Below are 23,888 nucleotides of genomic sequence, written 5' to 3'. Positions count from 1 at the left end.
GGGCCGCTCATCGCCGCTGGTCCAGCCGGGCGAGCATGCCCTCACATGAGCGGATCGCGATCCGGGCGGCCACGGTCATCTCGTAGGAGGTGAGCGGGTTCTCGGCGCGGCGCTGCCAGCGGGCCAGCGCGTCCAGGCAGGTCTTCGACTGTTCGCCGGCTGACGCGTCGGGCGGCAGGTGCAGGCGTTCGCTGGTGGCGCTGCCGGAGCCGCCGATCAGTCGTTCCAGGTCGGCGACCACCTCGGGCTTGCCGGTGATCCACCCGGCGCGCAGGCTGGACAGCACCCGCAGCTCGTTGAACGGGTGCGCGGACGCCATGATCTCCTCGACCGCCGCCGACACCGCCGCACCGCCGGGACGCGGCCGGGCGCGGGTGATCTCGGCCAGCGCGAGCAGCGCCGACCGGGATTTGAGGATGTCGCGGCGCTCCAGGAACAGGCTGCCGATGATGTCGCGGAGCTGGGTCAGGCCACTGCGGTCGGCGAGTTCCTTGGACAGCGCCGAGGCGGTCGTGGCCACCTCACGCCGGAGCAGGGTGCTCGTCAGCCGTACGCCGAAAAGACCGAAACGGGTCAGCAACGCGACGCGTTCCAGATCGGTGAGGCCCAGCTCGGGCATGGCCGACGCGAAGCGGTCGGCGGAGAGCACCAGTTCCTCGGCCTGCTTGACCGGCAGTGCGGCGACTTTCCGCAGCTGGGCGACCTCGATCTCGGTGAGCGTGACCGCGGTTTCGGCGAGCAGGCCGGCCACCGGAACCACGGATTGGACGAGCCGCCGCACGTTGGCGTCGGTGCCGAGCCGGGCGGCGATCCGGCGGGCCGAGGCCATCGAGTCGGGCCGGCCGGCGCCGATCTCGTCGGCGCGCGACAGCACGCCGATCGCGTTGACCGGGCTGGGCCGGGAGACCTCGGTGTCGTGGAAGGCCCGCAGGAACTCGATGTCCCCCGGGTGCAGGTGGCGCAGCAGGTAGACGACCGCGTCGGCGGGGGTCTCCTCGTCGTCGGGGACGAGCAGGTCCCAGGTGTGCCGCGAGTTCTGGTCGGACAGCGACCCGATGCCGGGCGTGTCGATCAGGGTCAGGGTGCGCAGCGCCCGCGCCGGCCAGGTGACGGTCAGCTGGTCGATCGTGGCGGCGTCGAGGCCGTCCAGGTCGACGGTGACCGGCCCGTCGTCGCGGGTGAACCGCAGGTTGCGCATCTGACCGTTCCGGATCAGCGCCTGGACCTGGTAGGCGTGGCCGTCGCGGTACCAGGTGACGATCCGGGTGCACTCGCCCGCGTCGGTCGGCGCCAGCCGTTCCCCGACCAGCGCGTTGAGCAGGGTGGACTTGCCGGCCTTGACCCGTCCGGCGACGGCGACGCGCAGGGGGGCGTCGAGCCGGTCGCGGACGGCGGTGAGGCGGGCGGCGTCGGCGGTGCCGCGGTAGACGGTGATGGCCTGGCCGAGGACGTCGCGGGTGCGGTCGGTGAGGTTCACTTGGCCACCGCCTCGGCGCGCTGGCGCAGTTGCTGGATCCGGGCGAGTTCGGCGTCCACGTCCTTGAGGCGTTTCTCCCGGTCGGCCTGGCTGCGTTTGGCGGCGTCGGCGGCGCTGTTCAGCGCCTGGGCGTTGGCCCGGTTGAGTTCCTCGGCGAGACCGCTGTAGTGGTCGCGCAGCTGGCGCTGCACCCGGCGCAGGGTGTCCCGGGAGTCCTTGTTCGCCACGAAGCTGACCTCGTCGCAGTAGCGGCGGATCGCGTTGCGGGCCTCCCCGCGGCGTTTCTGGATCTGGCGCTTCTTCTCGTCGCGCAGCCCGCGGTGGCCCATCACCAGGCCGATGCCGATGCCGATCGGGCCGAGCGAGACGCCGATCATGCTGCCCAGGATGATGAACATCAGCGCGCCGCCGTAGGCGCTCTTCAACGCGACCATGGCCTGTTTGGTGATCCGCATCCGTTCCAGGTCGATCTTGTGCTGGAAGTCGGCGACGGAGGCCATCGGAGTCGGGTCGGTCACCGACGGCCGTCGCATGATCATGGTGGACGCCTCGTGGAAGTGGTCGCCCACCTTCAGGCCGAGCTCGCTGGCCCGGATGCGCAGCAGCTCGTAGTTGGCGAGCAGCTCGTTGGCCATCCGGGACTGCATCCACGCCTCCATCTCCGGCCACGTGTCGGCCGGGTCGCCCGCCTCGATCGCGGTGTCCGCCTCGGCGATCACCACGCGGACGCGGGCCCGCAGGTCGTGGTCGATGTCGGAGGTGAGGTCGGTGATGCCGTCGCTGAGCGTCTGGTTCCATTTGGCGGCGGCGCTCTTCAGGGCCTCGACCCGGTCCTTGACGCCGGTCAGCTCGCGGACCACCCGGGCTGCGGCCTCCGGGTCGGCGAGGGCGGCGCGTTCGGACTGGAACCGGCTGTCGAGCTGGTCGGAGAGCGCCAGCACCTCGGCTGCGGCGTCCTTGACCAGCCGGTCGGCGGCCGACGCGCCGATCCGGTCGGTGAGGAACTTGACCAGGCTGGTGAACCCGGACTCGGTGTTGAGGGCGGTGTCGTTCGCCTTCACCGCCCGCGACCGCAGCGTCGACGAGACCGGCATCAGCGGCATCGGGCAGTGCGCGGCCAGGTGCTGTTCGTTGAGCTCCTGGATGCGCCGCCACGCCGGGTAGAAGTCGGTCTTGGTGACGACGCACGCCACCACCGGGCACAGGGCGCGGGCGCGTTGCAGGAAGTCGACCTCGCTGCGGGTCAGTTCCTGCGCGGCGCCCGTCACGAACAGGACCGCGTCGGCCATCGACACGGCGGCCAGGCTGGCCGCGGCGTGCGGCGAACCCAGTCCGCCGACGCCGGGGGTGTCGACCAGGACCAGGCCGCCGGCGAGGATCTTGCGGGGGATGCGGATCTCGACACCCGACACCCGGTCGGTGTCGCTGTTCTCCAGCACGTGCTTGCGGACGTCGGCCACCGGGATCGGCTCGCGGCGGCCCGGCTCGTACAGCAGGGCCGCCTCGGGTTTCGTGCCGTGCCGCACATAGGTCGGGACCGCCGTGGCCACGTCGTCGTCGACCGCGCAGACGGTCGCGCCGACCAGGGCGTTGACCAGGGAGCTCTTGCCCTGTTTGAACTCGCCGGCGACGACCACGTGCAGGACCGGGTCGGCGAGGGACTCCTTGGCGGCGGTCAGCCGGGCGGCCGTGTCGGGGCGGTCGTACGCCGTACAGGCTCGCAGTGCCAGCTCGATGACGTTGACCGCCTTCGCGACGTCGGCCACGGGTTCCTCCTGGTGGATGTTCAGGCGCCGATGACGGTGTCGTCGCCGCTGACGATGCTGTCGTCGATGTCGGTGTCGACGTTGGTCGTGTCGACGTCGGTGATGGTGGTGTCGTTGTCGTTCACGGTGGTGTCGTTGTCGTTGATCGTGGTGTCGTCGTCGGACACCGTGGTGACGGTGGTGTCGTTGTCCTCGTTGTTGCCACGCGCGTCGCCGTCGCCGGCCGAGATGGCCGAACCGTCGTCGACGGTGTTGCCGGAGACGTTGGTGGCGTCGCCGTCACCGAAGGTCACCGCACTGTCGTCGATCTCGGCGTCCGGCAGGTTCGCCACGTCGCCGTCACCGAAATTGAACACCGACTCGTCGACATCCCCGTCGACCTGCGCGGTCTGGTTGCCGTCGCCGACCACCGCGTCGTCCAGCTCGTCGGCCACGATCCCGGTGTTGACACCGGTGTTGACCGCCCCCGAGATGTCGTCGCCGGCCAGCACGGCGCCGTCGCCGGTGTTGGCCTGACCGAAGTTGTCGCCGTCGATGATCTGCGCGCCGTCGCCGGACGCCGAGTTGACGTCACCGTCGATCACGGTGGAGCCGTCGCCGGTGGCCGCGTTGACGTCGCCGTCACCGCTGTTGGCGACCGCGCCGTCACCGGTGGCCGCGGTCACGTCGTCCCCGGCCGCGATCGCGCCGTCGCCGGTGGCAGCGTTCACGTCGTCGCCGCCGGCCACCGCGCCGTCACCCGAGGCGCTGACGTTGGAGGCGTCGATGTCGCCGAAGACGTTGCCGTCCACGTCGAGGTCGAAGCTGTTGTCGGTGACGTTGGTGACGTCCAGGTCGAGGTTCTGGGTGATCGTCTCGTCGCCCTCGTAGGTGGCGTAGGTGACGTAGTTGAGGTGCTGCACGACGTGCTCGACCGACGGCGAACCACCGGAGTGCGCCGGCGGGGCCGACGAGCCGGAGTAGTGATGCAGCGCCGACCGGGCCTCGGCCGGAACCTCCGGGTCGGCGGCAGCGGAGCCGACGACGGCGGAGACGTCGACGCCGGACAGGTCGACATCGGTCACACCCTGCGCGGTCAGGGTGCCGTTGGGGTCCTCCGCGTACCGGGCGGCGAACTCCCGGTCGGACATCAGGTTGACGACGAATTCCCTCAGCAGTTCGGTGGCACTGGCGGTCATTTCTCTCTCCTAGCTCGGTGGTGCGTCCCGTTCCTTCACCCGGGCACGGCACCAGCGTGCGACCCGCAACCCGTTCCGGGCATCGGGGTGTCCCCCGTGGTATAGGGGGTGCGCTAGGGGATCCACAGTCTCGTGTCCGAGATCCAACTCAGAGACCAGCCGAACGGCGTTCCCGGTGGGCCGCTCAGGCCTCCAGCAGCTCCCGGAGCACGGCCAGGAGCTCGGCCCGGGTGTTCGCGCCGACCTTCGCCCGGATCCGGGCCACATGATGCTCGACGGTCTTCGGCGAGATGTAGAGCTGAGCGCCGATCTCCCGGTGCGTGCTCCCGGCGAGCACCAGCCGCGCCACGGTCACCTCCCGCTCGGAGAGCCCGCCGCCGCCGGGTCCTTCGGGCTCCGGTTCGGAGAGTTCGCGGGCACGTTCCAGCAGGCGGCGGGCGGCAACCCCGTCAGCGGTACGGATAGCCGCCTGCCCGGCCAGCCTGGATGCCTCCCAGGGCAGTTCCGCCGCCTGCAGATCCTCGGTGGCTGCGATCACCGCCTCGATGTCGACCACTCCGCCGAGCACTTCGGCCCACCGCTGACCGGCAACGGCCAACGCCCGCGGCCGGACAGCGCCACCACCCGCCCGGACCGGCGCCGCTCCCCCAGCCGCCGCAGCCTCCCCCATCACCATCTCCTCGCCCCCAGCCGCTGCAGCCTCCCCCATCACCGTCTCCTCACCCCCGGTCATCGCGGAGGATCGGCCGCCCAGGGGAAGTCCGGCTGAGGTGGCGGCGTCGGCCAGCCGGGCGGCAGCCTCGGCGGCGGCTGTCGGGTCATCGGCGGCAACTGCGGTCTGGAGGTGGATCCAGTCGAGGGCGATCTGCCAGGCCGGCGGCCGGCCCAGCCCGGCGACGGCCTGATCGAGCAGTTCGAGAATCGGGGTGACCCGGTGCAGCCGGCGCAGGCGGGCGGCGGCCACCGCGAGCTCTTCGACCGCCTCCAGCTGCCACAGGTCGACGGCCCGGCGTGCGAGCAGTGGTTCGACACCGGCCCAGGCGTCCCGGAGCCCGGCGATGTCCCCGCGCCGCCGGGCGATCCCAGCGGCGATGGCGGCCCGCAGCAGCCGGTCCCGCCCGCTCATCTCCCCACCCGGACGGCGCAACTCCTCCAGCGCGGTCTCGTGCCGGCCGGCCCGCATCCGCGCCCAGGCCAGCAGAAGCCGATGCCGCACCTCAGCGACCGGCCCCCCGACGTCGGCGGTCCGGGCCCGGTCCAGCAGGTGCTCCGCCGACCCGACATCCCCTGCGGCGACCGCCACGACGGCCCCGATCGCATGCGGCGTATCCGGCAGGACAACCTGCGCCGAACTACGCTCCACCGCCTCCGCCGCCTCGATGATCAGCGGCAACGCGACCTCAGGCTTCCCCGCGGCAGCCACCCCCTCAGCGAACAGCGCAAAGGCAACCGGCACCCGCTCACGCTCACGCTCACGCCCACGCCCACGCCCAGCCGACTGTCCCGCCGCCACCGCCCGTTCCCCGCCTACCGCCGAACCTCCGGCAACCGCCGGACCCGCCGACACGCCCTCCGCAATCGCTGGGCCCTCCGACACGCCCTCCCCGATCGCTGGGCCCTCCCACACGCCCTCCCCGATCGGCGGATTGGCCGACGCGTCCTCAAGAGCGCCGTCGGCGTCGAGAACTGCGGCCGGCGTCTCGATCTTGTGGAGTTCCGCGAGAACGGTGTGCCGGAACTCCACAAGATCGCGGGAGGGGCCGGGCCAGATCTGGGGCGAGAGGTGGGGCTGGCCGATTCCGATCAGGAATGGGACCGCCAGCGCCGGGCCCGGGGCGGGGGCCGCGAGCAGCAGTTCGGCGGCACGGGCGGCACGGCCGTCGTGGGCTGCCACAGCGCCGGCGACCAGCGACAATCGGCCTGCTGCCGCGGGCGGGAACGACTCGGCCGGGGTCAGATCGTCGAGATCGACCGGCAGGCCCAGTAGCAGACCGGCCTCGGCTCGTCCCGGGGCCAGGCTCGACGGGTCGGCTCCGGCGTCGGCCGCGTCCTCGTACCAGCCGAGGGCGATGGTGGGATCGGTGAACCGCAACCGCTCCGCAGCCTCTCGATAGACGGCGGCCGCGGTGGGTGTCATCGCCCGGGCTGCCCGCAGCTGGCCGGCCGCCGCGACCGGATCAGTGCCGGCGGTGATCATCGCGCCGGCTACCGCGTCATGGATCCGCCGCCGTTCCGCGCCCGGCAGCTCCGCCATGATCGCCTCGGCGACCGCCGGAATCATCCGCTCCCCGCCCGGCGGTGCCGGAACGCCCGAACCAGGCCGCGCCGGAACACCCGAACCAGGCGGCGCCGGAACACCCGAGCCAGGCCGCGCCCGAACGCCCGGGTCAGGCGGTGCCGGAACGCCCGGATCAGGGTCGCGGCCGCGGGTCGCCGCTGGGGCGGGTGCGAGCAGGCCTTCGTCACGGAGGGTTCGGATGATCCGGGCCAGGTCCGGGGCTTCGATGCCGCAGGCGGTGGCGATCAGGTGGTCGGTGAGGTCGAGTCGCAGCGCGAGGATCCGGGCGGCCGAGGCGGCCGCCGGGTCCAGGACCGCGAACCGGCGCTGAACCCGGGCCACCAACGCCGCCGGAACGCCCGCCCCCGCGCCCGCGAGCGCCACCACGAGCGCCGGAAGCCCCGCCGAGGCTTCGAACACCGCCGCGGCGACCTCCGGCGACACCGGCCGCCCGGTCACCGTGGCGACCAGCCGGGCCACGCCGTCGGCATCCAGCGGGGCGAGGAGTTCGACACCGTCGGCGGCCGCGGCTTCGTCGAGGTCGGCCAGTTCCGGCCCGGTGATCGTGGGGCGGCGGGCGACGGCCATCGGGGCGCCTGCACGGGCGGCCGCGGCCAGGATCTTCAGGGCCGACGGATCGAGCCGGTGGGCGTCGTCGACCAGGATCAGATGCCCGTCGGAGACGGGCGGCGCGGTGAACCAGACGACCGGTCCGGTCGCGGCTGCGGCGAGCATGCGGAGCCGATGGGTACGCCCGGAGCCGTCCACCCCGACTACAACCGTCACGCCCGACCACCGCCGCCCGCGCGTGAGGTGTCCATTGTCACCGGCGACTCTACGCGCGTCTGCCCGGTGGAATCGCTGTCCGATATCCGTATCCGGTGGAGCCGGCCTATCGAAGCACTGAAGCTGGACGGGTAGCCGTGTCCGGTGGCGCCGCCTATCGAGGCACTGAAGCTGGACGGGGACCGGCCGGTGGCGTGGGAGCCGGCGTGGGTCCGGCCATCCGGTAGGCAGCGGTCAGCGGGGTGATCCGGCGGTCGGCGGCGAGGTCGAGCAGGTCCGTGGTCCGTTCGCCGATCCGGTCGACGCGGGCGTTGGCGGCGGTCTCGTCCAGGCCGGCCTCCTCGCGGGAGACGGCGTGGACGATGCCGCCGATCGACGCCAGCACGTCCGGCACCCAGGTGATCCCCCGATCGTGCAGCACCCGGTCCACGCTGTCGTCGGCGAGCTGGTTGTTGGCCGGGCCGACGATCAGTTCCGCCCGGCAGTTGCGGGCCGCCCGCTCGGTCAGCAGGCCGCCGGTGGCCGCCGGGACCAGCACGTCGAGTTCTTCGGTGAGCAGGTCGGCGGTCGTCCATCGGGCCCCGGCGCGTTCGGCCGGGCCGGCGAGCGCGGTGTCCACGTCGGTGACGAGCACGGTGGCGCCCGCGCCGGCCAGTTCCCCGGCCACGAGCCGGCCCACGTGACCGAACCCGATCACTCCGATCCGGCGGCCGGCGACCCGGTCGTCGCCGTGCCGGTGGCGCAGCCCGGCACGCAGGGCGGCGAGCACTCCGCGAGCGGTGGCCGCCGACGAGTTGCCGCTGCCGCCCTCGGATTCGGGCCGGCAGAAGGCGTTCCCGTGGGCCAGCCGGTGGATCAGCGACATGTCCTCGGGTGTCGAGCCGATGTCCGGGCCGCAGCGGTAGCGGCCGCCGAACCCGTCGATCACCTCGGCGATGTCAGTGATCAGCTCGGTACGCCGCCGCGGATCCCATCCGCCGGCCGGCAGCACCGCCACCGTCTTGCCTCCGCCGTGGGCCAGGCCGGCCAGCGCGCACTTCATGGTCATCGCCTCGGACAGGCGCAGCACGTCGTCGAGGCCGTCGCGCCAGGACGGGTACGGCTTGATCCGCACACCACCGATCGCCGGTCCTCGCGCGGTCGAGTGCACGGCCACCACGACCGGCACGCCGGTGCGCGTGCCGCGGGCGGTGCGGACTTCCTCATGAGCTAGTTCCGTTCGGTCCATGAGCACGATGCTGGACGGATGCGCGGACCGGAACAACCGGCGCCGGGATATGTTCGGCGAATGGCTGAAACTGCGAACATGGATCGGCTCGACGAGCAAATCGTGGACGAACTCCAGCGGGACGCCCGCATCCCGCTGCGTGACCTGGCCCAGATCGTCGGCGCTGCGGCGTCGACGTGTTCGGAACGGATCCGGCGGCTGGAGCAGCGCGGCGTGATCACCGGCTTCCGGGCCGAGATCAGCCTGTCCGCGCTCGGCCGGCGGGTGCAGGCGCTGGTGTCGGCGCAGGTGCGCCCGCTCAGCGCCGACGTGATCGACACGTTCGAACGGGAGGCCCTGGCCATGCCCGAGGTGATGGCCGTCTACGTGCTCGCCGGCGGCGACGACTTCCTGCTGCACGTGGGCGTCGGCAGCATCGAGGACCTGCACTTCTTCCTGGTCAACAAGCTGAGCCGGCGACGCGAGGTGATCAGCTTCCGTACCTCGACGATCTTCCGGCACGCCCGCAACCAGACCCTGCCCCGCCTGGAGTGACCTGCGGCTTCCGCCACCCCGGCACCGATCCGCCTGTAGTGCCCCGGCTTCCGCAAGCGTCGGCGCGTCGGCGCGGTCCGCCTGGAGTGACCGCCTGCGGGGGCGGCGGGTCGTTCGGCCCTGTTCCGGCCACCTCGGCGGCAATAGCCTGACGGTTGGACAAACCGGACAGCTTCGGAGGTACGGCCATGAGCGCCCCGACAGTGACACCGGTGGTCGCCGGTGTGAGTGGATCAGCGGCCAGCCTGCGTGCGGTCGAGACGGCCGCCCGGGAAGCCGGCACACGCGGGCTTCCGCTGCGGCTGGTGCACGCGCTGCGCTACCGGCACGGCGTGATCGACCAGGCCCGTTCCGCGGGCGGCCTGCTGCGGGAGGCCCGCGACATCGCGCTCGCCACCGCACCGGGCCTGTGGACGACGGTCGAGCTGATCGAGGGGGATCCGGTCACCGGGCTGCTGCGGCTGTCCCGCCGGGCGGCCCTCACCGTCATCGGCGACGGCAGCCTCGACGGGCACGTCTGCCTGCCCCGTGAGGCCACCGCCGTGCAGGTGGCGGCCCGCGCCTACGGCGCCGTGCAGGTGGTCCGGGGCGAGGCCGCGCCGGTGGGGCCGGTGCTGGCCGGGATCAGCGGGCCGGCCAGCGCGGCGCCGGTGCTGGAGCACGCGTTCGCGGCGGCCGCCGCCCAGGGCGTGGACCTGCACGTCGTCCACGCCGGCGAGTCGACCCACCGGCTGCGGGCGCTGGCGGACGTGATCGCCTCCCGCGCGTACGCCTGCGGGGTCGTCGCCCGGCTGGATGTCGTGTCCGGCGACCCGGTCGCGGTGCTTCGCCGTCGTTCCCGGGACGCGTCGCTGGTCGTCGTGGGGGCACGGGGCGAGTTGCCGTACCACGGATTGCTCGGCTCGGTGACCCAGACGCTGCTGCATCATGCCCGCGGCCCGGTGGTCGTGGTCCGCGCCCCGCGGACCGCGCCGATGCGGCGGGTCGCGGAGCTGGCGGGGTTGACCTGATTCGCAAAGTTCGGGCCTCCGGTTCGGAGGCCCGAACGCGGGCTGTCGTCACGCCACGAAGTAGGCGGGGGCCGGGTCGGCCAGGTCGTGGTCGTCGACGTCGAAGGCGATCCGGGAGTCCACGAAGACCACGCCGGCGACCAGCCGGACCAGGCGTTCGGCCAGGATCGCGGTGGACCAGCGCTCGACCCGTCCGGTCAGGGTGACCTGGCCGCGTTCGACTGTCGCGCTGACACTCCCGTCACGTTCGGTGAGGGTGGCCTCGTGGACCGCGGCGTGCACGTCGACGAGGATGTCGTCGTCGTGGCGCAGGTGTTCCTTGAGCAGGTCGCTGCGGCTCACGATGCCGATCAGGCGGCCCAGCAGGTCCTCCACCGGGAGCTGCTTGACGTGTGCCTCGTCCATCCGGCGGGCCGCCGTGCGGATGCCGGTCGTGGCCAGCACCACCTCGGCCGGCGCGGTCATCAGCTCTCCTGCGGTCAGGGCGCCTGCCTTGCGCCGCGCGGCCCGCCCTCGGATCTCGAACCACTGCGGGCGGTCCGACCCGGCGTATTCGACCTTGCGGAGCAGGTCCGACTCGGACACCACCCCCAGGACGCGCCGGTCGGCGTCGACCACCGGCACCGCGTTGATCCGGTAGGCCGCCAGCAGGGCGACCACCTCCCGGTAGGGCGCCGCCGGGCCGACCGTGACGACATCGCTGGTCATCACGTCACTGACATGCCAGATCCTCATCTTCGATCCCTCCGCCACCGACGCTAGGCGCGGACCGGTCCGCCCCGGCAGGCCACAACGACCCGCCTGCCCGGGACCATCGGCAGGTCCGGACGGACAAGCCGGACGGGATCAGTCGCCGCGCAGGTAGCGGGTCACCATGTCGGCCAGTTCGGTGGCGAAGGTCTCGACCGGCACCGAGCCGGGCGCGGCCATCAGCTTGTGGGTGTTCATCTCGATGGTGAACAGGATCAGGTCGGCTGCGGTGCCGACGTCGCCGACGCGGACGTCCGGATGTCTGGTGAGCAGGTCGCGGATCTGGGCGGTACGCACCGCGCCGTGCCGTTCGATGGCGTCGAGGAGGTCCTGGGACAGTGGCGCCTCCTCGATCATGATGCGCAGCAGCTGCGGATCCTCGCTGTGGCTGTCGATCGCGTCGCGGACCAGGGCCTGGACTGTTTCCCGCAGCGTGCCCGGGGCGAGGGAGAGCCGGTCGGCCCCGGTCCAGGTGCCGCGGTCGATGTGCCGGATCAGCAGCTGGGCCAGGATCGCGTCCTTGTTCGGGAAGTACTGGTACAGCGAGCCGATCGAGATGCGGGCCCGTTCGGCGATGCGGTTGGTGGTGCCGGCGGCGTATCCGTGTTCGGCGAAAACGTGAGCAGCCGCGGTCAGGATCCGCTCGCGGGTCAGCTCCGCGCGGACCTGAAGCGGCTTGCGACGTGGTTGAAGACGGCGGTCGGCCGATGGCATCCCGGTGCCTCCTCAGGCGGTGGAAAGCGAGTAGCAGAATAGCTGAGCTATTACTCACAATAGTAGGGTGAACTGGGAAAACGCGAAGTCACTGACCACCGTCGACGAGGTCGAGGCACTGATCGGCCGGGCCCCCGCGCCGGTGCTGCGGAAACAGATCAGCGCGCTCGACGAGGGCTGCCGGGCGGTGCTCGCGCGCAGCCCGGTGGCCGCGTTCGGCTACCGCGACGCCGGCGGGACCATCGTCACCACGTTCGTCGGCGGGCGGCCCGGGTTCGCGCGGATGCTGTCGCCCACCCGGCTCACGTTCTCCGCGCCGCCGGCGGCGCTCGGGCCGGCTTCGCTGTTCTTCCTGCTCCCCGGGGTCGGCGAGGTCCTGCGGGTGAACGGCACCATCACCGCCGACGGCGTCCTCGGTGTCGAGGAGGCGTTCGTGCACTGCGCGCAGGCCGTCCTGCGGTCCCGCCTGTGGCAGCCTCCGGCGCCGGCCGGCCCGGTCGACGGGGTCACCGGCGACGGTCCGCTGGCCCGCCCCGGGGTGGCCGCCTTCCTCGCCGCCGCCCCGTTCCTGGCGCTGTCCACCTGGGACGGCCGGGGCGGCAGCGACACCAGCCCGCGCGGCGATCAGGGCGCGGTGGCCCGGGTCGTCGACGGCCGGACGCTGCTCATCGCCGACCGCCGGGGCAACAAGCGCGCTGACGCGCTGCACAACCTGATGAGCGACGACCGGCTCGCGCTGGCCGCGCTGGTGCCGGGCCGCACCGACGTGCTGCACCTGCGTGGCCGGGGCGCCGTCACCACCGACCCGGCACGGCTGGAGACGCTGGCGCTGCGCGGCTCGCCACCGCACGCGGCGCTGCTCATCGACGTCGAACACGCCGAACTGGCCACCGGCCCGGCGGTGGCCGGCGCCCGGCTGTGGTCGCCCGCCGGGCACGTCCGGCCGGGTGAGGCGCCGGACCTGATGATGCTGGCCGGCGAACATCTCGCGGCCAACACCGCGCCCCGGTTCGTGCTGACCGCGGTCCGGGCGATCCCGGGACTGGGCCGGCTGCTGCGCCGGGTGATGAACCGTGCCTACCGTTCCGGGCTGCGTAAGGAGGGGTACGCCGACGGCGTGCTGCGCGAGGTCCGGGTCGCCGAGGTCCGCCGGGAGACGCCGACCGCGGTCACCGTGGTGCTGGCCGACGGTCAGCCGTTCGATTTCCGGCCCGGCCAGTTCTTCACCGTCGTCACCGAGGTGGACGGCCGTCCGGTGCGCCGTGCCTACTCCGCCTCTTCGGCGCCCGGCGCCGACCGGCTGGAGGTCACCGTCAAACTCGTCGACGGCGGACGGTTCTCCACGCACGTGCACCGGAGGCTGCGGGCCGGCGACCGGCTGGCCCTGCGCGGCCCGTCCGGCACCTTCCATCCGCCGGCCTCGGCCGAGATCGTGCTGGTCGCGGCAGGCAGTGGGATCACCCCGATGATGAGCATGATCCGGACCCGGCTCGCCGGCCCGGACCGCGGCCGGATCGCCCTGCTCTACAGCAGCCGCGACGAGACCGAGATCATCTTCGGGGCCGACCTGGACCGGCTCGCCGCCGAACACCCGGACCGGCTGTCGGTCACCCACGTGTCGTCGCGCCGGGACGGCCGCCTCGACGCCGACGGCATCCGCCGCTGGGTCACCGGATCGGCGCCGGACCCGGCGGCCCACTACTACGTCTGCGGGCCCGAGGCGCTGACCGGCACCGTCCGGGCCGTCCTGACCGGGCTGGGCGTCCCCGCCCGGCAGGTGCACAGCGAACGTTTCGTCAGCGGCCCGGACACCGTGACGACCGAGCCGCAGGAGATGACCGTGACCGAGAACGGGCGTCTCGTCGGGACGGCCGTGGTGGCGCCCGGGCAGACGCTGCTGGACGCGGGGCTCGCCGCCGGGCTGCCCCTGCCGTACTCCTGCACGGTCGGTGGCTGTGGCTCCTGCACGGTCCACCTGACCAGCGGCGACGTCACGCAGACCGAACCGGACGGGACCGTGCTGGCCTGTGTGAGCTGCCCGCTCTCGGCGGTACGGCTCGACATCAGACGGTGAGCTCCGCTGACGGTGGGGCGATCCCGCGGATGGTCACCTCGATCGACTCCGCGGTGAGATCGTGATGCGGCAGGCGCACCTCGGCCCGGAAGGCCGGGCCGGTGACGACGGCCGTGGTCGACTCGGAGCCGCCGACGGTGGACGTCACCCGCAGATCCGGGAGAGACGCGGCGAAGCCCAGCTCCACGGCCCGCTGACGGGCGCTGACCTTCGCCAGCGCCTCCAGCGCCGCCTGCATGTCGACCTCCGACGAGTCGACCGGGCCTGACCTGTTCCGCCCGCGCAGCCAGCGCGTCAGGGCTTTCAGCCCGTCGTACGACGCATTGCCCAGCACGCCCGAGGCGAGGACCCCCGAGGTCCACTTGCCGATCTCGACCGCGGGTGGGAGATAGTCGGGCCACGATGGTCTCCGGTCGATCTCGAACCATTCGTCGGGGTCCGGCTGTGCCAACTGATCCTCCCTGAGGGTCATCCGTGTGCTCGCATGGTGGCCCAGCGGCGGGGGTCGGCGAAAGCGTCGCCGGGCAGCCGCTCGAAGGGCGCCTGGTACTCGCGCAGGAGCTCGGCCTGTTCGGCGGGGAGCGCCGCCAGCTGCTCGGGACGCAACAGCGCGGCCTTCCACGAACAATTGCGGAACGCGCGCTGCAACGCCGTCAGCGAGTGCGCCGGCGGCTTCCCCGCCTGAAGGAAAGACGAGGTCAGGCGTACGGCGGTGAAGGTCGCCACCGGATCACCCAGATCCCACATCGACGCGGCCACCGATCGCGCCCCGGCGATCCGGAACGCGACATCGAGCCCGCAGTACTCGTCGACCACCGGCGTCAGCGCCCCGTCCACCGCGCTCTGGCAGGAGGCCAGCACGACGTGCGGCCGGCCCGGCAGTCGCCAGGTGGTGGCGATCGTGCGCCCGGACACGACATCGTCGCCGAGCGTCAGGTAGCTGGCGCCCCACGCGTTCGGGCTGGAACGGCCGTGCCCGTGCCAGTTGACCCAGGTGTCGCCGGTCTGGAAGCCGCCGGGCAGGTCGCCGAGACGGTGCAGATCGTCGATCCGGATCTGTCCGCCGAGCTGGAGCCGGAGGGCGTCGAGCATCTTGCGGTAGAGCTCGACCCCCGGCAGCGGCGAGTCCCGCTCCATCACGGACACCAGCCGTGGCCCGGTCTGCGGGTGGCCGGGTGGCGCCACCCAGGTGCCGGAGGTGAGCGCGTCGAACAGCGACGAGCAGAACCGGATCGAGTTGACGACGTCGTGCAGGTACAGGCCGCTCGCCTCGTGCAGGACCAGGGCGTGCAGTGGCAGCGCGTGCAGGGCCTTGTGCGGCACGAAGATGACCTCGTGCACCGGCTGCCCGCCGAGCAGCGCCCCGACCGCGTACCCGAGTTCGGCGAGCGGCTTGCTCAGCAGGGCGAGGTCGGGCGCGCCGCGGTCGACCGACCGGCTGAAGGCGGCCACCGACTCCAGCAGGCCGTCGTCGATGCGGTTGATCACGGCGCAGCGGTACTCGACGCGGCCGTCGCCCGGCTGGCCGCCCATCGGATAGTTGGCCGCCGAGATCATCAGCAGCTGCTCGCCGGAGACCAGGTGGAAGGAGACGGCCGCGGTCGGCCGGGGCCGCTCGTTCAGATAGCTCTCGACGGCCGAACGGTGGGTCACGGCGATCCGGGCGTCGGCCGTGGAGCCGCTGTGGCCGGTCTGCGACTCGAACATCAGGTGGCGTGCCGACAGCCCTTTGACGCAGTCGAGCAGGGCGAACGCGTCGCCGAGGTGCATCTCGCCACGCTGGACGGCCCGGGCGACGGCGGCCACGCCCAGGTCCAGGACCTCACGGTTGTGGTCGATGAACGCGAGCAGCCCCTGCGCGTCGGCGAATCCGCCGGCCATCGCGACGACGGTCATGAACCTCCGGGTGAGCGCCCTGTCGGCGATGTCCATTCGCACCCTCCAGACAACGGCAACTATGGCACGGGCGCCGTCCTGCCACTATGGACTCAGGCCGGAGGGGGTGCCCCGTGGCGCAGACGACCGAAACGCAGCCAGCCGAGCGTGCACGCCTGGTGGACGGCATCCGCCGCCGTTACGAGGCGGCCGGTCTGCGCTGGCACGGCAACGTGGTCTGGGCGGCGTCGCCACGGCAGGGTCGCGTGATCACCGCGGAGCTGGCCCGCCGGCACGCCCGGCGACGTGACCGGTTCACCGGAGTGGCCGGGTATGTGTTGCGGGCCGCCCGCCCGGTGTGGATCGGGGTCTTCCATGTCGGGCTGTCCCTGGCAGCGTTCTGCGGCGGCTTGACGCTGTTGCTGTTGCTGCTGCTGACGGGTGAGACGGCCGTCATCTACCAGCCCGGCCCGCCGGATCCCGAGCCCGGGGTCTGGATCGGCGGGGCCGTCGGTGGCCTGCTCGTCACGCCGGTACTGGTCTGGGCCGGGGACAAGAACGACTGGCACCAGATCGGCACCGTCACGCACGTCGTCTTCGCCCCCGTCATCGGTCTGTTCTCCGGGCTCTTCACGTGCCTGTATGCGATCCCGCTGGCACTGATCGGGGTGGTGGCCGGAGAGGCGCTGAGCTCCGACGGATCCGGCCCGCCGACCACGGCGTGGATCACGCTCCGGCTCGGATGGATCATGGGGCCGGTCATCGTGGCCGGCACGATCGGCGGCATCGTGCGCCTGTGGCTGATCTATCCGCCGGGTCCGCTGCGTTTCCGCGATCCGGTGCACCGGCGGCTGGCGCGTGCACTGCCGGAAACGCGTGACCGAGACGACTTCGTCCAGGTCGACCGGGCCGTCGAGCGAGCTGTCGACTGGTCGGATCCGCGCGGGCCGGGGCGGTATGTGGTGGGTCGTTTCACCCACTGGGCCGACGACGCGCCGGGCACCTGGTCCGGCTGGTGGTGGCCGCACACCGGATTCGTCGTGATCACCGAACCTCCGGTGACCCTCCGGGTGGAACACGCCGGCTCGGCCGCTCCCGGCCGGCCGGCCGTCTGGCGGCTGCACAGCCTGGACGAGCCGGCCGCCGAGTGGTCCGACGGGTTCCGGTTCCACGCCAGCCACGGTGCGGTCGACCCGGAGATCCGTTCCGAAGCCGGGTGAAACAGTGCGGCCGGGCCACCCGGCCCGGCCGCACTGTCATCGGTCACACCTTGTAGACGGCGATCGTCTGGTGCAGTTCCTCGGCCATCCGGGCCAGCTCCTGCGCGGTCGACTGGGTTTCGGTCGCCCCGCTCGCCGCGGAGCCGGCCGACTGGGCCACGCCGGCGATGTTGGAGGCGATGTCGCCGGCGCTGGACGATGCCTCGGAGACGTTGCGGGCCATCTCGTTGGTGGTGGCCGTCTGCTCCTCGACGGCGGCCGCGATGGTCGCCGCGTAGTCGTTGATCCGGGCGATGACCTCGGTGATGTCCCCGATCGCGAGCACCGCCTGCGCGGTCTCCTCCTGGATGGAGCCGATCCGCTGGGTGATGTCGTCGGTGGCCCGTGAGGTCTCCTGGGCGAGGTCCTTGACCTCGGAGGCGACGACGGCGAAGCCCTTGCCCATCTCCCCGGCGCGGGCCGCCTCGATAGTGGCGTTGAGGGCAAGCAGGTTGGTCTGCTCGGCGATGCTGGTGATCGTCTGGACCACGCTGCTGATCTCGGCCGAGGACCGGCCGAGTTTCGCCACGATGCCGTTGGTGCGCTCGGCGGTCTGCGCCGCCTGGTTCGACACCTCCGCCGCCTGGGTGGCGCTGGTCGCGATCTCCCGGATCGCCTCGCCCATCTCGTCGGCGCCGGCGGCGACGGTCTGGACGTTCTGCGACACGATGTCCGCGGCGCCGGACACGACGCCCGCCTGCGCGGAGGTCTCCTCGGCGGCCGACGACATCTGCATCGACACCGAGGACAGCTCCTCGGAGGCGGTGGCGACGTGCCGGGCGTTGTCGGCGACCTGCCGCACCATGCGGGCCATCGAGTCGGTGGACTCGTCCAGGACCCGGGCCAGCACACCGACCTCGTCCTTGCCGCCCAGGCCGGTGCGGACGGTCAGGTCGCCGTCGTGGACCGCGGTCAGCACCTTCACGCAGCGCGCGAGTGGCCGGGTGATGAGCCGGGCGATGCCCAGGGCGGCGAGGACCCCGATCACCATGCCGGCGACGATCAGGGAGATGACCAGGTTGCGGGCGGTGGCGTAGGCGGATTTCTCGGCCGTCTGCACCTCGCGGGCGTGGGCGATCGTCCGTTCCGACAGCACGTCCATGTCGTGCCGGGCGGTGGCCACCAGCGGATCGATCTGCTCCTTGCGGACCTTCGCGACCTGGGCGTCCCGGCCGTCCCGGCTCAGCGGCAGCAGCGTCCCGTCGAGCAGGGTGACGTACTGCGACCACGCCTCGTCGTACTCGGCGAGCGCGTCGATCCGTTCCGCGTCGAGCTCGTACGCCTTGAACCGGTCCTCGGCCTCGGCAAGCGCCGCCAGGTCGGTCTTGATCGCCTTCTCGGCGTCGGCCTGGACCGCGGGGTCGTCGGTGATGAAGTGGTTGAGCGAGTCGATGCGGACGCGGTTGAAGGCGTTGCGCATCTCAGCGATGGTCTCCAGCTGGAGAGTGCCGGAGTACACCTCGTCGGTGCCCCGGTTGATCTCCGCCATCTTCGTCACCGCGTACGACGAGACGCCCACACCGACGACGGCGACGGCGAGCACCGCCGAGAGGATCTTCGTGCCGACCCTCCGGTCCCCCAGCCAGCCCCTCGATTCGAACCCGCTCGTGGGCTCACCCGTCGACCTCGGCTCCATCACACCTGCTTCCCGACTGGCGGCCGCGCAGGATCGCGTCCGCTGGTGACAGTCAGTTCGGAAGGTCCCGGCGACCGCTGACGCTCAGGGGGAATCGACACCGGATTACTACCGAGGGACCACCTGCGGAAGGGTGAACCAGAAGGTCGCCCCCTGTCCGGCCGCGCCCTCGGCCCAGGTCTGCCCGCCGTGCCGTTCCACCGCCCGGTGCACGGTGGTCAGCCCGATCCCGGTGCCGGGGAAGTCCTCGGCGCTGTGCAGGCGGGCGAACGGCTGGAACAGTTCGGCGGCCTTCCCGGCCGGGAAACCGACACCGTTGTCGCGTACGAAGAAGCCCCGTGCCGTGCAGCCGATCTCCACGGCCGGCCGTTCGGCGTCGCGGGTGAACTTCACCGCGTTGTTGATCAGGTTCTCCAGCACGACCCGGACCAGGCCCTCGTCGGCGTCGGCGGTCATCGCGTCGTGCACGGTGAAGTCGACCTTGAACTCCGGGTTGCGGGACTCGACATCGTCGATCACCTGGTGGGCCGTCGCGGTGAGATCGAACGGCGCACGGCGCAGCCGGCCGCGGCTGGCCTGGGCCAGGATCAGCAGCGACTCGACCAGCTCGGCCATCCGTCCGGCGGCGGCGTGGACGCGGCCCAGCCGGCGGTGGCTCTCCGGGCTGAGCCGGCCCTGCTCGTCCTCGAGCACCTGCTCGGAGTAGCTGCTGATCACCTGGAGCGGCCCGCGCAGGTCGTGTGAGACCGAGCCGGAGAACGCCTCCAGCTCCCGGTTGCGCCATTGCAGCTCGGCGACCAGGGCCGCGCTGGTGGCGGTACGCTCGGCGACCTTGCGTTCCAGGGAGGCGTAGAGCAGGGCGTTGTCGACCGACACGGCCAGCTGCCCGGCGATGAGGCGGACGGCGTCGAGCCGGTCGGCGGTGAACGCGCCACGGGCGAGCCGGTTCTCCAGCAGCAGGATGGCCCGTGGCACGCCCTGCGCGAAGATCGGCAACACCATCAGCGAGCAGCAGGCCAGACTGGTCAGATAGGGATCCCGGGCGAAGCGGTCATCGTGTGCCGCGTCGTCGACCAGCAGCGGCTCGCGGGTGCGTTCGGCGTACCGGACCACCGACATCGGCACCAGACCGCGCGCGGCGCCCTCCTCGGCCGTGACCGTCACCCCGGGATCGCCGGGCGGGACCGGGAGACACCAGCTGCCGTCCTGATCGTCGCGCAGCAGGACCTGCACGGCGGTGGCGCCGGTCATGGCGCTCAGCACCCCGCTGACCCGGGCCCGGATGCGATCGAGGCTGGTCTCCGAGCTGAGCGCCTGGGAGGCGTTGAGAACGGCGAGCAGGTCGATGGCGTCGGTGGACAGGTCGCCGGTGCTGTGCCGGCCGTCCACCCGGGGTTCGGCGGGCGAGCCGTTCAGGCCCGGGTGGGCCAGGTCGATCAGGCGGACCTTCGCCGTGGCGCCCCACGTCTCGTACCCGGCGCGGGCCTCGGCCAGCAGGGTCCGGCCGGTGTGTTCGAGTCCGTGCGCGGTGTGGAACTGGGCGGCACGTTCGTGGATCAGCGCACGATGCCAGGGCCGCCGGGTCGTCCCGGCCGTGCGGATCGCCGCATCGAACGCGGACGCCGCCGCCCAGGTGTCCCCGAGAGCCCACGCCTGCTCGGCCTCGATCAGGTGGGCGATGTGCGCGAAGTTGGCCGGCGCGTCCGCGGCGCGGGCCACGAACCAGCGGTGGCAGGCGGCGAGGGCGGTGGTGGCCGGCTCGTCCGCAGGTGCGGTCCGGACCTGCTCGGCGAGGGCGATACCGCGTACCAGCTGGGCGATCGCCGTGCAGTACTCGCCCGGACTGTCCGGTAGCAGGGCGGTCAGCACGGTCGCGTAGACGGTGAGTCCCGGCCCGCCGCCGCAGAGGAGCTGGGCGATCCCGTGCATCGCGTGGAACGTCATCGCCACGATCGGGTTCGCGGCCAGCCGGGCGACGAACGCCGGCTCGTCGAACGACTCGTCGTCGAAGGATCCGGGGGCCTCGGTCTCGCCGCGCAGCGCACGGGCCAGCTGGCGGATGGGCGTCAGCGCGTCGATGGCGTTCGGGTCGCAGGTCTCGCCGGTGCCGGCGATCGCGGCGTCCACCTCGGTGACCAGGTCGGTGAGCGTGGGCGCGCTGTCGACCAGGGCGATGCCGAGCGCGACCCGGCAGTAGGCCGCGGTATAGGGGTCCCCGGCCCGCAGCAGGCCGTCGTGGGCCCGGCGCATTGCGGCGACGGTGTCCTCGAGCCGTTCGAACCAGTGCGCTGCGCCGGTGTTGAACACCATGAGCGCGACCGGGGCGGTGGCGTACCGGCGCGCCTCGGCGACCTCGGCGGCGTGCCGCGCCACCAGGTAACCGGACCGGCGTTCCGGGCGCACCGACTGCTCGACGAAGGGCACGCAGGTCATCGGGACGACCAGTTCGGCGCAGGGTCCGTGCTCGACCCACCGGCGGCACGCCTCGAAGACCAGCCAGCCGTACATGGCCGGATCGCCCACGTGCGCGGTGGGCATCACGCGGGTCAGCAGCCCGGCGACGGCGAGCACCGGCGGATCGGTCACCGTCGGCCGGTCCCGGTCCGCGGCCGGTCCGCCGGCGGCCACCCAGCGGTCGAGGGCGGCCAGACCGTCCATGATCCCGGCGCGCACCGCCTCGGCCGGCGGCACCGCGACACCGAGGCGGCCGAGCAGGTCCAGGCCCAGCATCATCGCCTCGTTCACCCGGCCGCGGTTGACCAGGCTGGGGATCTGGGTGTTCGCGGCGGCGGCGAGCGCTTCCGGGCCCGGATCGCGGCTCTGAATCGACTGGTGGACCTCGTCTGCCTCCGCCAGCCGGCCCAGGGCGAACAGGGCGGCGTGCCGGTCGATCTCCAGCCGTACGAGCAGCGCCTCCCCCGCCACCGGACGGTCGCCGCCGACCAGGGCCAGTGCCGCGGCCAGCAGGCGTTCCGCCGTCACCGGGTCGACCACGCGCAGCGCCGCCGCGCGGTCGCGGAAGAGGCCGGCCGCCAGCAGCCGTTCGTCGCGGTCGACGATCTCGCCGGCCGCGGGCAGATATTGTTCCGCCGCGATGCCCCGGAACCGCGGGACCGCGGCCAGCCGCCGGGCCAGAGTCAGCCGCAGGCCCGTCCGGTCCGGCGGCGCCAGGTGAGCGAACGCGGCCTCCTGGACCCGGTCGTGCCGGAACCGCACCGCGTCGGTGGTTTCGCGCTCCATCAGCAGCAGGCCGTCCTCGAGCGCGGGCAGCAGGCGCTCCTCGACGACCTCGGCGCAGTGGCCCGCGGCGACCGCCAGCAGGTCCACCGTGACCTCGCTGCCCAGCAGGGCGGTCATCGCCAGCAGCTCGCGGGTGGGCGGCGGCAAGGTGTCGATGCGGGCCATCACGAGTTCCAGCACGTCCGCCCGGCCGACGTGGCGGCGCACCGCCTTCGCGTCCCACTGCCATCCGTCACCGCCGAGGACGAGCACGCCCTCGCGGCGCAGCGAGTTGACCACTTCGACGCTGTCGTAAGGGTTGCCCCCGGTCCGGGCGACCAGCGCCTCGGCCAGGCCGGCTGCACGGTCCGGGTCCAGTCGCAGCATCTGGGCGAGCAGCACGGCCAGGTCGGCCGGCGGCAGGTTGGCCAGCCGGATCCGGTCCGGGACCGGGCACCGCGACAACGGGTGCGCCCCGTGGATCTCGGTGTCCCGGTACGCGCCGACCAGCAGGAGCCCTCTGATCTGCGGATCGGTGAGCACCGCGTCGATGAAGCCGACCTGCGCGGCCCCGGCCCACTGCAGATCGTCGAGGACCAGCACCACCGGCCGCTCCGGCGAGGCGACGACCCGCAGCACGTCGAGCCCGATCCGTACCAGCCGCCGTTCGACGGTCATCGGGTCCGGCGGCGTCACCTCCGGCGTCACGTCCATCAGCACCGCGAGCTCGGGCGCGATCGCCGCGGCCAGGCCCACGTTGGCGCCCAGCGTGGCGTGCAGCCGCTGCCGCAGGGTGGCGATGGCCTCCTCCGGCTCGGCCAGCAACAGCCGGCACATCGCCCGCAGGGCCTGCCGTCCGGCGTCGGCGTCGATGTCGCGGCGGTACTGGTCGAACTTGCCCGACACCAGCCAGCCGCCACGCCCGGTCACGTACGGCCGCAACTCGTCGATCAGGCTGGACTTGCCGACCCCTGGCCCGCCGCTGACGAGCACGCCACGCCCCCGGCCGGCCATCATCTCGTCGAAGGCGGCCCGCAGCCGGGCGATCTCGGTGTCCCGGCCGACCAGCCGGGACGGCGGCGCCAGCCGAACCGGGAAGTCCCGCTCGCCCAGCGGGAACACGGCCGGCCCGGCGCCGCGCAGGCCGTCCCGCAGCCGCGACAGGTCATGGGCCAGGCCGTCGGCGCTCTGATAACGCCGGTCCGGTTCCTTCTCCAGCAGCCGCCGGACGATGTCCGACAGCAACCGTGGCACCAGCGGGTTCACCTCGGCCGGCGCGGCGGGCGTACGGGCCAGATGATCGTGGGTCAGCCGCAACGGGTCGCCGAACCCGAAGGGCGGCCCGCCGGTCAGCGTCTCGTACAGCGTCGCGCCGAAGCCGTACAGGTCGGCGCGCTGGTCCACCGGGCGGGCGGTGCGCCCGGTCTGCTCCGGCGCCAGGTAGGCCAGGGTGCCGACGATCTGGTTCTGGTGGGTGAACGCCGGCCGTTCCTCGGCGAACGTCGTCGCCAGGTCGAAGTCGATCAGCGCGGGACGCCGGAGCGGCCCGCACAGCAGCACGTTCGCCGGGCTGATGTCCCGGTGCACGACACCGCGGCGGTGCACCTGGGCGAGGATGCCGGCCAGGTCGGCCGCGAGGTCCAGGGCCTCCACCGGATCGAGTGGCCCCGCGGTGAGCGCCGAGGCGAGGCTGACACCGGCGACGTCCGGGTAGACGATCGCCTCGTCGTCGTGGTGGGCGAGCCCGGGCACGCCCTCGACTCCGGCCAGCCGTTCCAGGATCGCCCGCTCGTGCCGGCGCCGCCCGGCCGCGTCGGGCCCGAAGGCCTCCTTACGGATCACCACCCCGGCGCCGTCGGCCGGGCACACCCGGGCCACCCGGGTGCGGTCGCTCTCGTACAGCACCTCGTCGCCGGCTTCGGCAGCCGAGGTCCCACCCGTCGCCATGAGTCACCCCTCAAGCGTCATGCCGGGCTCGTACACGCGGCACCTCCTTGATCCTTCCCCTCGGGAGTGAGCAACTTCGGATTTCGCCGAGGCCCGGCAGAGCGTTCGAGCGGCGACTAGATTGCCCGGCGATCCCGGCCGCTCGGTGCGCCCTCCC

At 72.6% G+C, this 23,888-nt stretch carries 15 protein-coding genes; 4 read left to right on the top strand and 11 right to left on the bottom strand.

Going from position 1 to position 23,888, the window contains the following annotated elements:
• Positions 1–7: 7 nt before the first annotated feature.
• The 5 genes from AB0E94_RS02815 to AB0E94_RS02795 all read right to left on the bottom strand — a co-directional run bounded on the left by AB0E94_RS02815 (position 8) and on the right by AB0E94_RS02795 (position 8,713).
• Entirely contained in the window at positions 8–1,477 is a 1,470-nt protein-coding gene (locus AB0E94_RS02815) for a dynamin family protein (RefSeq protein WP_360321500.1), read from the bottom strand.
• Positions 1,474–3,243 (bottom strand): dynamin family protein, encoded by a 1,770-nt coding sequence (locus tag AB0E94_RS02810; RefSeq protein WP_360321497.1) that lies wholly within the window; start codon positions 3,241–3,243, stop codon positions 1,474–1,476. Before AB0E94_RS02810 ends, AB0E94_RS02815 begins: the two co-directional genes overlap by 4 nt.
• Before the next feature lie 20 nt (positions 3,244–3,263).
• Positions 3,264–4,421, bottom strand: a complete 1,158-nt coding sequence (locus tag AB0E94_RS02805) for a hypothetical protein (protein ID WP_360321494.1) — start codon at positions 4,419–4,421, stop codon at positions 3,264–3,266.
• 184 nt (positions 4,422–4,605) lie between these two features.
• On the bottom strand, positions 4,606–7,485 hold the full coding sequence (locus AB0E94_RS02800; RefSeq protein ID WP_360321491.1) for a LuxR C-terminal-related transcriptional regulator: 2,880 nt from the start codon (positions 7,483–7,485) through the stop codon (positions 4,606–4,608).
• A gap of 154 nt (positions 7,486–7,639) precedes the next feature.
• The gene (locus AB0E94_RS02795) at positions 7,640–8,713 is read right to left on the bottom strand and encodes a Glu/Leu/Phe/Val dehydrogenase dimerization domain-containing protein (protein ID WP_360321488.1); all 1,074 of its coding nucleotides are present in this window, start codon (positions 8,711–8,713) and stop codon (positions 7,640–7,642) included.
• Between the two features lie 60 nt (positions 8,714–8,773).
• Between AB0E94_RS02795 and AB0E94_RS02790 the strand changes: the two genes are divergently transcribed.
• Both AB0E94_RS02790 and AB0E94_RS02785 read left to right on the top strand, forming a co-directional pair.
• Positions 8,774–9,247 carry an Lrp/AsnC family transcriptional regulator gene (locus AB0E94_RS02790; protein ID WP_360321485.1) on the top strand — a complete coding sequence of 158 codons (474 nt, stop codon included), beginning with the start codon at positions 8,774–8,776 and terminating at the stop codon, positions 9,245–9,247.
• Positions 9,248–9,435: 188 nt separating this feature from the next.
• Positions 9,436–10,257 carry a universal stress protein gene (locus AB0E94_RS02785; protein WP_360321482.1) on the top strand — a complete coding sequence of 274 codons (822 nt, stop codon included), beginning with the start codon at positions 9,436–9,438 and terminating at the stop codon, positions 10,255–10,257.
• Between the two features lie 48 nt (positions 10,258–10,305).
• Here AB0E94_RS02785 and AB0E94_RS02780 read toward each other — a convergent pair whose 3' ends face one another.
• Positions 10,306–10,992 (bottom strand): CBS domain-containing protein, encoded by a 687-nt coding sequence (locus AB0E94_RS02780; RefSeq protein ID WP_360321479.1) that lies wholly within the window; start codon positions 10,990–10,992, stop codon positions 10,306–10,308.
• A gap of 111 nt (positions 10,993–11,103) precedes the next feature.
• Positions 11,104–11,721: a TetR/AcrR family transcriptional regulator gene (locus AB0E94_RS02775; RefSeq protein ID WP_360321476.1), complete on the bottom strand. Its 618-nt coding sequence runs from the start codon at positions 11,719–11,721 to the stop codon at positions 11,104–11,106.
• Between the two features lie 67 nt (positions 11,722–11,788).
• Here AB0E94_RS02775 and AB0E94_RS02770 point away from each other — a divergent pair, with 67 nt between their 5' ends.
• The gene (locus AB0E94_RS02770) at positions 11,789–13,795 is read left to right on the top strand and encodes a 2Fe-2S iron-sulfur cluster-binding protein (protein WP_360321473.1); all 2,007 of its coding nucleotides are present in this window, start codon (positions 11,789–11,791) and stop codon (positions 13,793–13,795) included.
• Here the strand turns inward: AB0E94_RS02770 and AB0E94_RS02765 are convergent.
• Positions 13,785–14,246: a hypothetical protein gene (locus AB0E94_RS02765; RefSeq protein WP_360321470.1), complete on the bottom strand. Its 462-nt coding sequence runs from the start codon at positions 14,244–14,246 to the stop codon at positions 13,785–13,787. The two genes, AB0E94_RS02770 and AB0E94_RS02765, sit on opposite strands and share 11 nt — an antisense overlap.
• A gap of 17 nt (positions 14,247–14,263) precedes the next feature.
• On the bottom strand, positions 14,264–15,727 hold the full coding sequence (locus tag AB0E94_RS02760) for a CHAT domain-containing protein (protein WP_360321467.1): 1,464 nt from the start codon (positions 15,725–15,727) through the stop codon (positions 14,264–14,266).
• A 77-nt stretch (positions 15,728–15,804) separates the two neighbouring features.
• Between AB0E94_RS02760 and AB0E94_RS02755 the strand changes: the two genes are divergently transcribed.
• Positions 15,805–16,890 carry a DUF6745 domain-containing protein gene (locus AB0E94_RS02755; protein ID WP_360321464.1) on the top strand — a complete coding sequence of 362 codons (1,086 nt, stop codon included), beginning with the start codon at positions 15,805–15,807 and terminating at the stop codon, positions 16,888–16,890.
• 43 nt (positions 16,891–16,933) lie between these two features.
• Here AB0E94_RS02755 and AB0E94_RS02750 read toward each other — a convergent pair whose 3' ends face one another.
• Together AB0E94_RS02750 and AB0E94_RS02745 are read right to left on the bottom strand one after the other, a co-directional pair.
• Positions 16,934–18,565, bottom strand: a complete 1,632-nt coding sequence (locus AB0E94_RS02750) for a methyl-accepting chemotaxis protein (RefSeq protein WP_360321461.1) — start codon at positions 18,563–18,565, stop codon at positions 16,934–16,936.
• 108 nt (positions 18,566–18,673) lie between these two features.
• Positions 18,674–23,731: an AAA family ATPase gene (locus tag AB0E94_RS02745; RefSeq protein WP_360321458.1), complete on the bottom strand. Its 5,058-nt coding sequence runs from the start codon at positions 23,729–23,731 to the stop codon at positions 18,674–18,676.
• Between the last annotated feature and the right edge of the window lie 157 nt (positions 23,732–23,888).

Source organism: Actinoplanes sp. NPDC026670 (assembly GCF_040638175.1).
Lineage (GTDB): Bacteria > Actinomycetota > Actinomycetes > Mycobacteriales > Micromonosporaceae > Actinoplanes.
This window is presented reverse-complemented; position numbering and strand designations above follow the sequence as displayed.

Excerpts from the sequence above, each read along its gene's own strand:
- AB0E94_RS02780 (WP_360321479.1), bottom strand. The coding sequence starts at position 10,992 with ATGAGGATCTGGCATGTCAGTGACGTGATGACCAGCGATGTCGTCACG.
- AB0E94_RS02785 (WP_360321482.1), top strand. The coding sequence starts at position 9,436 with ATGAGCGCCCCGACAGTGACACCGGTGGTCGCCGGTGTGAGTGGATCA.
- AB0E94_RS02790 (WP_360321485.1), top strand. The coding sequence starts at position 8,774 with ATGGCTGAAACTGCGAACATGGATCGGCTCGACGAGCAAATCGTGGAC.
- AB0E94_RS02745 (WP_360321458.1), bottom strand. The coding sequence starts at position 23,731 with ATGGCGACGGGTGGGACCTCGGCTGCCGAAGCCGGCGACGAGGTGCTG.
- AB0E94_RS02775 (WP_360321476.1), bottom strand. The coding sequence starts at position 11,721 with ATGCCATCGGCCGACCGCCGTCTTCAACCACGTCGCAAGCCGCTTCAG.
- AB0E94_RS02795 (WP_360321488.1), bottom strand. The coding sequence starts at position 8,713 with ATGGACCGAACGGAACTAGCTCATGAGGAAGTCCGCACCGCCCGCGGC.
- AB0E94_RS02760 (WP_360321467.1), bottom strand. The coding sequence starts at position 15,727 with ATGGACATCGCCGACAGGGCGCTCACCCGGAGGTTCATGACCGTCGTC.
- AB0E94_RS02750 (WP_360321461.1), bottom strand. The coding sequence starts at position 18,565 with ATGGAGCCGAGGTCGACGGGTGAGCCCACGAGCGGGTTCGAATCGAGG.
- AB0E94_RS02805 (WP_360321494.1), bottom strand. The coding sequence starts at position 4,421 with ATGACCGCCAGTGCCACCGAACTGCTGAGGGAATTCGTCGTCAACCTG.